This is a genomic window from Brachybacterium sp. EE-P12 (genome assembly GCF_003711805.1).
Taxonomy (GTDB): Bacteria; Actinomycetota; Actinomycetes; order Actinomycetales; family Dermabacteraceae; genus Brachybacterium.
In genome coordinates this window covers 40,935-53,068 of record NZ_QXCP01000010.1, presented here as the reverse complement: position 1 = coordinate 53,068, position 12,134 = coordinate 40,935, and the positions used below count along the sequence as shown (strand labels likewise).

The following is a 12,134-nucleotide window of genomic DNA, read 5'->3' as shown; positions in this document are numbered from 1 at the left end:
GGCGCGCCCGATAGGTAGGATGGCCAGGGCCCCGGAGCGGGGCCGTCGCCCCGCCGCACCGCTGCCGACGCCGCCGCTCCCGCGCCCTCCCCGTGAACGATCACGCGCGCGGGCCGGGCCGCATGCGACCGCCGTCCAGCATCGCCGTCCAGCATCGCCGTCCAGACCCCTCGCCCCGCCCCTGGAGGAGCCACCCATGGTCGACAGCCTGACCGTCCAGATCATCGTGACGGTCCTCGCCGGCCTCGCCTACGCCATCGGGCTGACCGGCATCATCGTGCCGATCCTGCCCGGCACCATCACGATCGTCATCGCGACCCTCGTGTGGGCGATCGTGGTCGGCGGCTGGCCGGCCTGGATCGCCTTCGGCATCGTGCTCGTGCTCGGAGCGGCCGGGATGACCACCAGCTACGTCCTCACCGGGCGCCGGCTCCACGCCGCCGAGGTGCCGATGTGGCCGATCTACGTCGCGATCGCCGCGGCGATCGTCGGCTTCTTCGTCATCCCCCTCCTCGGCCTGCCGATCGGGTTCCTGCTCGGGCTCTACGTCGCGGAGTCGCTGCGGCAGAAGGACGCGAAGAAGGGCCTGGACAGCACCCTGGTCGCCCTGAAGGCGCTCGGCACCGGGATCCTCATCGAGTTCTCCCTCGCGATCCTGTCCACCTTCACCTTCGCGATCGCGGTCATCGTGCATTTCGTGACCGCATGACCAGCACCGCCCGCACCGACACCCGTCCCCGCACCGCCGCGCCCCGTGGCGAGGACCTCCGCCTCGAGCTGCCGGGCAACCAGCACCCCGCCGTGCTCGTCCCGGGCCTGAAGCGCCTGCTGAAGGGCTCGTGGGAGCAGAAGCGCTGGTTCGCCCTCGCCGTGCTCGGCGCGACCGCCTTCGCGCTGCTGCAGATCGCGACCTCCTCGATCATCGGCCGCGTCACCGAGGACGTCGTCGTCCCCTCCTTCGCCGCCGGCGAGGCGGCGCCCGCCCTCGTGCTCGGCGGCGGCGCCGCGATCCTCGGGATCGCCGTCGTGCGCGCGGTGACCGTCATGGCGCGGCGCGTCTTCGCCGCCGCCGCCCAGTTCGACCTGTTCCGCCTCTACCGCGAGCGGATCGTCGAGGTGTACGCGAAGGTGCCGCTGCTGTGGCACCGCCGCCAGGCCACCGGCACCCTGCTCAGCTCCGTCTACTCCGACGTCGAGGCGACCTTCTTCGCGATGGCGCCCTTCCCGTTCGCGCTGTCGACCCTGGTCATGCTGGTCTACGCGACCGTGGTCGTCGCCCGCATCGACCCGGTGATCCTGCTGGTCATGCTCGCGCTGATCGTGCTGCTGATCATGCTCAACGTGCTCCTGCAGCGCTTCGCGACCCCGATCGCGATGCGTTCCCAGCAGCTGCGCGCCGAGGTCGCCGAGATCGCCCACGAGTCCTTCGACGGCGCGAACGTGGTGAAGTCCCTGGGCCGCGAGGACGTCGAGGAGCGGCGCTTCACCCGCGCCGCCGACGACCTGCGCACCGCCGGGATCCGCTTCGGCTACATCCGCGGCTGGTTCGACCCGGCGATCGACGCCCTGCCCAACCTCGGCATCCTCGCCGTCGCGGTGCTCGGGGCCTGGCGGATCGGGGAGGGGCACCTCACCACCGGGCAGCTCGTCGAGGTCGCCTACCTGTTCACGCTCATGTCCCTGCCGATCCGCTCCTTCGGCTGGGTGCTCGGGGACCTCTCGCGCACCGTCGTCGGCGGCGGCCGCGTCCAGCAGATCCTCGACGTCGACGAGGAGCGCACCTACGGCCCCGACCCGCTGCCGGGCGGGTCCGGCGTGCTCGAGATCGACCATGCCTCGTTCGTGTACCGCGACGACCCCGCCGCCGTGATCCTCGGCCGCGGGGTGCGTGAGGAGCAGCTCGCCGTGCGGGAGGGGCATGCGCTGACCGACGTGTCCCTGCGCGCCGACCCGCGCGCCGGCACCCGGGTGCTCGCCGTCGTCGGCGCGACCGGCTCGGGCAAGTCCAGCCTCGCCCTGCTCGCCGCGGGACTCGTCCCGCCGACGGCCGGGAGCGTCCGGCTCGACGGGGCCGAGCTGCGCGACCTCACCGCCGAGGCGCTCACCGCCGACGTGTGCCTCGTCCTCCAGCAGGCCTTCGTCTTCGACGACACGGTGCGCCAGAACGTCACCCTCGGCGAGGACATCGACGAGGTGACCGTGCGCTGGGCGCTGCGCGTCGCCCAGGCCGAGGCCTTCGTCGACGCGCTGCCGGACGGGCTGGACACCCAGCTCGGCGAGCGCGGCGGCTCCCTCTCCGGCGGACAGCGCCAGCGCATCGCGCTGGCCCGCGCGCTCGTCCGTCGGCCGCGGCTGCTGATCCTGGACGATGCGACCAGCGCCTGCGACCCGAGCGTCGAGCTCGCGATCCTCGACGGGATCCGCCGCGAGATGACCTCCTCGACCCTGCTGCTGATCGCCTACCGCAAGTCCACGATCGCGCTGGCCGACCAGGTCGTCCACCTCGACCACGGCCGCGTCGCCGACGTCGGCGGGCACGAGGAGCTGCGCGCGCGCTGCGAGGGCTATCGCGCGCTGGTGGACGCCTACGACGAGGCCGCGATCTCCCACAGCCTGCTCGAGGCGACGAAGCCGCCGCCGAGCGACGAGCCCGCCCCGGAGCCCGACCCCGTGACCGGCGCGATCGAGATCCACGGCGCGGGCCGCTACCGCCGCGAGGAGGTGGACGCCGACGAGTGCGGCTCCGCCGACGCGCCTGAGCAGGAGGCCGACCGATGACCGCCGCGCCCGCCGACCGCACCTCCTCCGCCCTCGGCGGGGAGGCGACGACCGACGAGAGCGCGCTCTCGACCATCCGCCGCGGCCTCGCGCTCACCCCCGAGCTGCTGCGCGGGCTGTGGATCACGCTGCTGCTGGCCGTGGTCGCGACCGGCGGCAAGGTCGTCGTGCCGATCGCCGTGCAGGCCATCCTCGATCGCGGCATCATCGAGCCGGAGGTCCCCGACGTCGCCTTCGTCGCCGGTGCCGCCGCTCTCGCCGCGCTCGTGCTGCTGGCGACCGCGGCCTGCAACGTGCTGATGAACCGGCGCCTGTTCCGCCTGGCCGAGACGTCGCTGGCGACCCTGCGCAAGCGCGCCTTCCGCCACATCCACGACCTGTCCCTGCTCACCCAGGGCACCGAGCAGCGCGGCGCCCTCGTCTCGCGCGTGACCAGCGACGTCGACACCGTCAGCCAGTTCATGAGCTTCGGCGGGATCATGCTGGTGGTGATGAGCTTCCAGCTCGTGCTCGCCACTGCCGTGATGGTCTTCTACTCCTGGCCGCTCGCGCTCGTGGTGTGGCTGTGCTACATCCCGATCCTGCTGATCATGGGGACGCTGCAGAGGCGGATCCGCGCCCGCTACCAGGTGGTGCGCACCAGGGTCGGCACCATGCTCGGCGCCGTCTCCGAGTCGCTCGTCGGTGCCGCGACCGTGCGCGCCTACGGCATCGAGCAGCGCACCCGGCGCGCCCAGGACGCCCGCATCCGCGAGGTGCGCGATGCGCAGTTCGCGGTGCTGCGTCCGCAGTCCGCCTCCTTCTTCCTCTCCGAGACCGGGGACGGGCTCGCCACCGCGATCGTGGTGGTGGTCGGGGTGGTGCTCGGCACCGGCGCGCTCGGCGCGGACCTGCCCGGCGGGGACCTCACCGCCGGCGGCGTCGTCGCCTTCGTCTTCCTCGTCTCCCTGTTCAGCCAGCCCGTCCGCATGGGCATCGAGATGCTCTCGGAGGCGCAGAACGCCGTGGCGGGCTGGCGGCGCGTGCTCGGCGTGCTCGACACCCCGGCCGACGTCGCCGACCCCGGCGGCGCCATGGACCCGCGCACCGGGCGCCGTGGCGAGCCCGTGCCCGGGGCGCGGGCGCTGCCGGAGGGTCTGCTCGACATCGAGATCCGTCAGCTGCGCTACCGCTACCCGACCGGTCCCGAGGTGCTGCACGGCCTGGACGTGACGATCCCGGCCCGCTCCCGCATCGCGATCGTGGGGGAGACCGGCAGCGGCAAGACCACCTTCGCGAAGCTGCTGACCCGCATGATGGACCCCGCCTCCGGGCAGATCCTCATCGGCGGGGTGCCCCTGCCGCTGGTGCCCTACGACTCGCTGCGCTCGCGCGTGATCATGGTGCCGCAGGAGGGCTTCCTCTTCGACACCACCGTCGCCGGGAACCTGCGCTACGGCCGCCCCGACGCGACCGAGGAGGACATGCGCCGGGCGCTGGACGAGCTGGGGCTCGGCACCTGGGCCGCGGAGCTGCCCGAGGGGCTGGACACCCCCGTCGGCCAGCGCGGCGAGTCCCTCAGCGCCGGGGAGCGGCAGCTCGTCGCGCTCGCCCGCGCCTATCTCGCCGACCCCGACGTGATCGTGCTCGACGAGGCGACCAGCGCCGTCGACCCCGCCGCCGACGTGCGTCTGCAGCAGGCGATCGACGGCCTCGCCCGCGGACGCACCACCATCACCATCGCCCACCGGCTCTCCACCGCCGAGCGCGCCGACCGGATCATGGTCCTCGACCACGGCGACCTCGTCGAGCACGGCACCCACGCCGAGCTCGTCGACCTCGAGGGCGGGATCTACGCCGGACTGCACCGCTCCTGGGTCGCGCACCGGGCGGAGCGATGAGCACCCCGGAGCCGACGCGCGAGAGACACCGGGCCGTCGGCCGCTCCGCCCTCGACGTGGTGCTGGGGCTCGTCGCCGTGGGGTTCGCGGCGCTCGTCGCGGTGCACGCTCTGGGCACGGCGCAGCACCACGAGCGGCACGCGGGCATCCTCGCGCTCATGGGCGTGCCGGCGCTCGGTGCGGTGCTCGCGGTCGTCGGGCTCGTGCTCGGGCTGCGCGCACTGCGCCGCGGCCGACGTGCTCCCGCTCCGGCGCGGGCGCTCCCGGTCACCGCGATCCTGCTCGCCCTCGCGGGCCTGGTGCTCGCCACGTGGCTGCGGTCGCAGGCCGGCACGTACTGAGGGGAGGGCGCGGGGCGGCGCCGGTCGCGGGGCCACCGGTCGCGGGGCAGGATTCCCCTAGGCTCGTCGCCGTGGACGACCCCCTGCACCCGCCGATCCCGCCGATCTCCGCCCGCGACGAGCCCCGCTTCGGCAGCGCGGAGCGGAAGCGCACCCTCGCGGGCGCCTTCGCAGGGCAGGGCGCGGACTACGACCGGCTCCGGCCCGGCTATCCGGACGCCGTGCTCGACGCGATGCTCGCACCGCTCGCCGGCTCCGCCCCGACGCTGCGCGCGATCGACCTCGGCGCCGGCACGGGGAAGCTCTCCTCGGCGCTCGCGGAGCGGGGTCTCGAGGTCACCGCCGTGGACACGAGCGCGGCGATGCTCGAGGTCGCCCGGGCTCGCGGCCGCACGATCGCTGCCGGCTCGCTCTCCACCCACCTCGCCCGCGCCGAGGAGACCGGGCTGCCCGGTTCCTCCGCCGAGCTGGTCACGGTGGCGCAGGCCTGGCACTGGTTCGACGCCGAGGAGGCGTCGGCCGAGGTCGCACGGCTGCTCGCGTCCGAGGGAGTGCTCGCCCTGGTGTGGAACATGCTGGACGTGACGATCCCGTGGGTGCACCGCCTCTCCCGGATCATGCACGCCGGCGACATCCACCGCGAGGACTTCGCCCCCACCGTCGGCCCCGAGCTCGAGCTCACCGACCGCCGCGCGATCACCTGGGAGGACCCGATGCCCACCCAGGACGTCATCGACCTCGCCCGCACCCGCAGCTACGTGATCACCGCCCCCGAGGAGCGCCGGCAGAAGGTTCTCGCGAACCTCGACTGGTACCTCCACGACCACCTCGGCCACGCGCGCGGGGCGAGAGTCGGCGTGCCCTATCGCACCGACCTGTTCCTGTACCGGGTCGCCGCCCGCTGAACCGCCCCACCGCCCGCTGCGCCGCCCCGCCGCCCGTCTGTGGGCCTGCCCCGCCCCTGACCCCGGCCTTCCGTCGGTGACCGGGCGGTATCCAGTGTGAGCTGTCGTTATCGCGCTGGATTCCAGCAGTTCTCATGGGGTGGATGGGGTGGAGATGCCGCCGTGCCGCTCATCGGCCGCCCTGCCCGCCCTCTTGCTCCCGCGCCGCGAGCGCCGCGCGGACCTGCTCGATCGCGGGCGCGCAGCGCCGCTCGACGTCCCCCGTGTGCAGGCGCACCTCGACCCAGCCCGCCGCCGCGGCGCGCCGCGCTCGCCGGATGTCCTTGCTGACCTGGTCGGGCGTGCTGTGGGTCCGCCCGTCGTACTCGGCGCACACACGGTGCGCGGGCCATTGGAAGTCCGGCTCGTGCAGCTCCGTGCCGTCCGGTGCGATCAGCGGGACGTTCAGGAACGGCTCGGGGAGCCCGGCACGCGCGAAGGCGAGTCGGAGCAGCGTCTCCCGCGGCGAGTCGGCGCCCACGCGCACCGCGTCCAGCGCCGAGGACAGCGCCGCCGCGTGACGGCCGGTGCACTGCTCCCGCAGCTCCGCGATCGTGCACCACGGCTCGGTGCGTCCGTTCTCGAGGTCGGGGCGCGGTCGCCGCACGAGGTGGTCGCCGATGGCGATGAGCCAGAAGGAGGAGAGATGCGCAGCGAGATCCCGCCAGGTCCGGGCCCGGGTGGTCAGCCGGACCGGCGCGGCGAGCAGGGCCGCGTCGGTCTCGAGGGGTTCCACCGCGTACAGCGCCCGCCGCACGTCCGACGGCGCGAGCACGAACTGATGCCATCGGACCACCGCATCGGAGCCGACGCGGCCATGGGGGAGCGACAGATGCACCCGGGGCCGTCGCGACGTGGACCGTGACCCCAGGTGATCGGGCAGCGGCATCCCCTGCAGCCGGGCGGCCGTGAGCCCGACGGCGACCGCGCCCGGATCGGTGCGGCAGTACGCCGAGGCGATCTCCGACTCGGTGCCCGTCCGGCCGTCCCTGGTCAGGAGGCCGGGCCGGAGCCGGGTGATGTCGCCGGCGCGGAGACGGCCCGGCGTCACCCCGGCGCGCAGAGCCTCCGCACGGGTGAGGACCGGCCAGGGCAGAGAGACCGGGAAGGGGCTCGGACGACGCGCCATCGCCTCAGCGTGCCGGACCGCGCGGTGGTCGGCCGGCGTCATCCACAGCCGGGCGGTGGGGAGGAGAGGACCGGAGGACGACGGACCGCGGGCGAGGGCTCCCCGGCGCCATCCGGGTGCGTCCTCTACCGTGGTGCGGGTGAACCGCCCTGTCCAACGCCTCGTCGTCGTCGCCCTCGCCCTCGTGCTGCTGGTGCCCGTGGGCGCGATCGGCATCTCGCAGCTGCTGAACCCCGGCGGGGGCGAGCAGGCGAGCGAGAGCCAGACCGATCCCGGCAACCCCGAGAACCGGCCGACGGCCGACCCCGCCGAGCAGCCGACCCGCCCGGACCTTCCCCGACCCGAGGAGCCCGCGGAGCTGACCGAGCGGAGCGAGGCAGGCGCCGAGGCGACCGTGACGTACCTGCTCGGCTCCTACGACTACATGATGAGCAGCGGCGACATCTCCGTGTGGGAGGACAAGGTCGACCCGAACTGCCAGGTGTGCGTGACCTTCCTGCAGAACGCCGAGCAGCTCGCCGCCCAGGACGGCTATCTCGTCGGCGGCGCCTTCGACGTGCACTCGACGAGCTTCGAGGGCACCGGCGAGCCGCCCGCGACCGGCACGGTCACGGCCGACTTCACGCAGGCGGAGTCCGTGCTCGTCGACGACCCGACGCTGCAGTCGAACGCCCTCGAGGCAGTCGGCGGGCAGCTCATCGCCATGGTCGCGTGGGACGGGGAGCGATGGCGCGTGACGGACATGTCCATCGCCCCGCCCGAGGATGCGGTCTCCGACGCAGGCGGCGCGGCCGACGGGGACACCACCGGCGGCGCGGCCGACGGGGACACCACCGGCGGCTGATCCGCGCCCGTCGCTCATTGCTCGTCGCCGGCCCGGCGGTCGCCCGCCCGGCGCCCATCCACCGCCCGCCCATCGCCGGCCCAGCGCCTGGCCGGCGCCCGGCCGGCGCACGGTCGGCTGCCTCCATAGGGCCGCGAACTGCGGTGACCGGTGGGTATCCAGTGTCAGCTGTCGGAAAGGCTCGCTATTCCGACACCTGACACTGGATACCCATGGGTCACCGTGCGCCGCGGCGGCGCCCGCAGGGTTCCGCCCTGCGCGGATCCTCCTTCGGTCGGATGCGTCAGGGCGTCAGGAAGTCCTATGCTTCCCAGGCCGCCGTGACCCCTCCGGACCCGCCCGGTCCTGACTCGGTCCGGTCGGCCCTTCGGAAGGATTCTCGTGACCCTGCTGCGCCTCGTCCTCGGGGGCCTGAAGCCGTACTGGATCTGGGTGGCCCTGGTGGTGCTCTTCCAGATCGTCGGCGTGCTGGCCGCCCTCTACCTCCCCACCCTCAACGCCGACATCATCGACGACGGCGTCGCGAAGGCCGACGTCGACGTGATCTGGGACCTCGGCACGCTCATGCTGCTGATCTCGCTGGGCAACATCATCGCCCTCGTCGGCGCGAACTTCTTCGCCGCGCGCTCCGCGATGCGGGTCGGCAAGGACCTGCGATCGACGGTCTTCGGCCGCGTGAACTCCTTCTCCCCGCGCGAGCTCGCCGAGTTCGGCACCCCTTCGCTCATCACCCGCTCCACGAACGACGTGCAGCAGGTGCAGATGCTCATCTTCTTCTCCCTGAACATGCTGGTGCAGGCGCCCGTCACCGGCATCGGCGGGGTGGTGCTCGCGCTGCGGGTCGAGCCCGGGATGGCCTGGCTGATCGCCGTGATGGTGCCGGTCATGCTCCTCGCCGTCGGGATGCTGATCGTCCGGGCCGCGCCGCTGTTCAAGCAGATGCAGGGCAGGATCGACGACATCAACGGGGTGCTGCGCGAGCAGATCACCGGCATCCGCGTGCTGCGCGCCTTCGTGCGCGAGGACCGCGAGCGGGAGCGCTACGCCGTCGTCAACGGCCAGCTCACCGACCTGAACTGGCGCATCGGACGCCTGATGATCCTCATCAACCCGATCATCATGTTCATCCTGAACATCTCCAGCGTGCTGGTGCTCCTCGTCGCGGCGCCCCGCATCGATTCGGGGCAGATGGAGATCGGCTCGATCACCGCCTTCATCGCCTATCTCATGCAGATCCTCATCGCGGTGATGATGGCGACCTTCATGACGATGATGATCCCGCGCGCCATGGTCTCCGCCGAGCGCATCACCGCCGTGCTCGAGACCGAGACCAGCGTCCACCAGCGCACCGACGGGATCCGCAGCCTCGAGGGCCCGCTCGAGCTGACCTTCGAGGACGTCTCCTTCACCTATCCCGGCGCCGAGCGCCCCGTGCTCGAGCACATCTCCTTCACCGCCCGCGCCGGGCAGACCGTCGCGATCATCGGCGGCACCGGCGCCGGCAAGACCACCCTGATCAACCTCGTCCCGCGCCTCATGGACGCGAGCGAGGGAAGGGTGCTGCTGAACGGGCATGACGTGCGCGACCTCGACGCCCGCGTCCTGTGGGACACCGTCGGGCTGGTCCCGCAGCGGCCCTATCTCTTCTCCGGCACCGTCGCCTCGAACCTCCGCTTCGGCAGCCCCGAGGCCGACGAGCAGCAGCTCTGGCACGCACTGACCGTCGCGCAGGGCCGCGACTTCGTCGCCGCGATGCCCGAGCAGCTCGCCTCCCCGATCGCGCAGGGCGGCACGAACGTCTCCGGCGGGCAGCGGCAGCGGCTGTGCATCGCCCGCGCGCTCGCAGCGAGACCGAAGCTGTACCTCTTCGACGACTCCTTCAGCGCGCTCGACCTCACCACCGACGCGAAGCTGCGCGCGGCGCTCGTGCCCGAGACCCGCGAGGCGCTCCAGCTCGTCGTCGCCCAGCGCGTCTCCACCATCACCGGCGCGGACCTGATCCTCGTGCTGGACAACGGCCGGATCGTCGACCAGGGCACCCACGCCGAGCTGCTCGAGGGCTCGGAGACCTACCAGGAGATCGTCCGCAGCCAGGGCGTCGAGGAGGAGGTGGCGTGATGATGGCCGATGAGAGCACGCAGCAGCCCGCGGGCGACGAGGCCGGCGCCGCCGACGAGATCGCCTCCGAGAAGGACGCCGCGCGCGGGCTCCGCCCCGGGCAGAGCGCGAAGAACTTCTGGCCCTCCACCAAGCGCCTGGTGCGCGAGATGGGGCCCGAGCGGCCGTATCTGCTCGCCGCGATCCTCGTCGGCGTGGTCTCCGTGGCCTTCTCCGTCGTGGGCCCGAAGATCCTCGGCCGCGCCACCGACATCCTCTTCACCGGCCTGATCTCGAAGAACCTCCCCGCGGGCGCCGATCCCGCCGAGGTGATCGACGGCCTGCGCGCCGAGGGGCAGGAGCAGTTCGCGGACATGCTCTCGGGCATGACCCTCACCCCCGGCGAGGGCATCGACTTCACGGCGCTCTACCAGACCCTGGGGCTGGCCGTCGGCCTCTTCGCCCTCTCCGCGCTGCTGATGTGGCTGCAGGGCCTGGCCCTGAACCGGATCCTGGTGCGGATGGTCTCCCGCCTGCGCCGCGACGTCGAGGAGAAGCTGCACCGGCTGCCGCTGAGGTACTTCGACCGCATGAAGCGCGGCGAGATCCTCTCGCGGGTCACCAACGACATCGACAACATCCAGAACACCCTGATGAACACCGTCACGGGCCTGGTCAACTCGATCCTCACGGTGCTCGGCGTGCTGGTGATGATGCTGATGATCTCCTGGCAGCTCTCGCTCATCGCGCTCGCGGTGATCCCCGTGGCGCTCGTGGTCACGGGCGTGGTCGGCGCGCGGGCGCAGAAGCTCTTCGCCCAGCAGTGGGACGCCACCGGCGTGGTGAACTCCGAGGTCGAGGAGGCCTACACCGGGCACTCGCTGGTGACCGTCTTCGGCCGGCGCGACGAGGTCGCCGCCCGCTTCGAGGAGCGCAACGCGACCCTGTTCCGCGCCACCTTCGGCGCCCAGTTCGTCTCCTCGCTGATCATGCCGCTGATGATGTTCGTGGGGAACCTCAGCTACGTCGTCATCGCGATCGTGGGCGGGCTGCGGATCGTCTCCGGCCAGCTGACCCTCGGCGATGTGCAGGCCTTCATCCAGTACTCCCGCCAGTTCACCCAGCCGCTGTCCCAGGTCGCCTCGATGGCGACGATGCTGCAGTCCGGCGTGGCCAGCGCCGAGCGGGTCTTCGAGCTGCTGGACGCCGAGGAGCAGGAGCCCGAGACCACGGTGACCACCGCCGCGGCCGGCATCGGCGAGGGCCGGGTCGAGTTCGAGCACGTCCGCTTCTCCTACAGCCCCGACCGCGAGCTGATCCGGGACCTGTCCCTGGTCGCGGACCCCGGCCACACGGTCGCGATCGTCGGGCCGACGGGGGCCGGGAAGACCACCCTGGTGAACCTCGTGATGCGGTTCTACGAGGTGGACGGCGGCCGGATCACGATCGACGGGATCGACATCCGCGACCTCACCCGCGCCCAGCTGCGCGAGCGCACCGGCATGGTCCTGCAGGACACCTGGCTGTTCAAGGGCACGCTGCGGGAGAACATCCGCTACGGGCGCCTGGACGCGAGCGACGAGGAGGTCGAGGCCGCCGCGATCGCCACCCATGTCGACGACTTCGCCCGCCAGCTGCCCGACGGCTACGACACGATCGTGGACGACGACGAGTCGACCCTGTCGGCCGGAGAGAAGCAGCTGGTCACGATCGCCCGCGCCTTCCTCGCCCGGCCGAGCCTGCTGATCCTGGACGAGGCGACCTCGAGCGTGGACACCCGCACCGAGGTGCTCGTCCAGCAGGCCATGAACCGCCTGCGGGAGGGGCGCACGAGCTTCGTGATCGCCCACCGCCTCTCCACCATCCGCGATGCGGACCTGATCCTGGTGATGGAGGCCGGGGACATCGTCGAACAGGGCGATCACGAGCAGCTCCTCGTCGCGGACGGCGCCTATGCGCGGCTGTACCGCTCCCAGTTCGAGGGCGCCGCGGTGGACATCGACGCGGAGGAGGAGCTCGCCGCGCAGGGCGACGTCGAGGAGGCGCCGACGACGACCGGGCCGATCGCGACGGGCTGAGCGCCCGGGGAGGGGCGGCCGCAGGCGCGCCCGGTGAGAGACC

9 protein-coding genes are annotated in these 12,134 nt (G+C 72.6%); 8 read left to right on the top strand and 1 reads right to left on the bottom strand.

The features are described 5' to 3' along the window. Positions 1 to 196: 196 nt before the first annotated feature. The 5 genes from D1648_RS15195 to D1648_RS15175 all read left to right on the top strand — a co-directional run bounded on the left by D1648_RS15195 (position 197) and on the right by D1648_RS15175 (position 5,904). A complete protein-coding gene (locus D1648_RS15195) occupies positions 197 to 709 on the top strand; it encodes a DUF456 domain-containing protein (protein WP_122943451.1) in 513 nt (170 codons plus the stop codon). Beyond that, positions 706 to 2,778 carry an ABC transporter ATP-binding protein gene (locus D1648_RS15190; RefSeq protein ID WP_241155535.1) on the top strand — a complete coding sequence of 691 codons (2,073 nt, stop codon included), beginning with the start codon at positions 706 to 708 and terminating at the stop codon, positions 2,776 to 2,778. Before D1648_RS15195 ends, D1648_RS15190 begins: the two co-directional genes overlap by 4 nt. Further along, entirely contained in the window at positions 2,775 to 4,658 is a 1,884-nt protein-coding gene (locus tag D1648_RS15185; RefSeq protein ID WP_122943450.1) for an ABC transporter ATP-binding protein, read from the top strand. Before D1648_RS15190 ends, D1648_RS15185 begins: the two co-directional genes overlap by 4 nt. Continuing rightward, positions 4,655 to 4,999: a hypothetical protein gene (locus D1648_RS15180; protein WP_122943449.1), complete on the top strand. Its 345-nt coding sequence runs from the start codon at positions 4,655 to 4,657 to the stop codon at positions 4,997 to 4,999. Before D1648_RS15185 ends, D1648_RS15180 begins: the two co-directional genes overlap by 4 nt. A gap of 71 nt (positions 5,000 to 5,070) precedes the next feature. Then, entirely contained in the window at positions 5,071 to 5,904 is an 834-nt protein-coding gene (locus D1648_RS15175) for a class I SAM-dependent methyltransferase (protein WP_122943448.1), read from the top strand. 169 nt (positions 5,905 to 6,073) lie between these two features. Here D1648_RS15175 and D1648_RS15170 read toward each other — a convergent pair whose 3' ends face one another. Beyond that, on the bottom strand, positions 6,074 to 7,072 hold the full coding sequence (locus tag D1648_RS15170) for a hypothetical protein (RefSeq protein WP_122943447.1): 999 nt from the start codon (positions 7,070 to 7,072) through the stop codon (positions 6,074 to 6,076). A 139-nt stretch (positions 7,073 to 7,211) separates the two neighbouring features. Between D1648_RS15170 and D1648_RS15165 the strand changes: the two genes are divergently transcribed. The 3 genes from D1648_RS15165 to D1648_RS15155 all read left to right on the top strand — a co-directional run bounded on the left by D1648_RS15165 (position 7,212) and on the right by D1648_RS15155 (position 12,091). Beyond that, positions 7,212 to 7,916 carry a DUF6318 family protein gene (locus D1648_RS15165; RefSeq protein ID WP_164518760.1) on the top strand — a complete coding sequence of 235 codons (705 nt, stop codon included), beginning with the start codon at positions 7,212 to 7,214 and terminating at the stop codon, positions 7,914 to 7,916. 381 nt (positions 7,917 to 8,297) lie between these two features. Then, complete coding sequence (locus D1648_RS15160; RefSeq protein WP_122943445.1) at positions 8,298 to 10,034, top strand: ABC transporter ATP-binding protein; 1,737 nt, start codon at positions 8,298 to 8,300, stop codon at positions 10,032 to 10,034. Beyond that, on the top strand, positions 10,034 to 12,091 hold the full coding sequence (locus D1648_RS15155; RefSeq protein ID WP_241155534.1) for an ABC transporter ATP-binding protein: 2,058 nt from the start codon (positions 10,034 to 10,036) through the stop codon (positions 12,089 to 12,091). Before D1648_RS15160 ends, D1648_RS15155 begins: the two co-directional genes overlap by 1 nt. Positions 12,092 to 12,134: the final 43 nt, after the last annotated feature.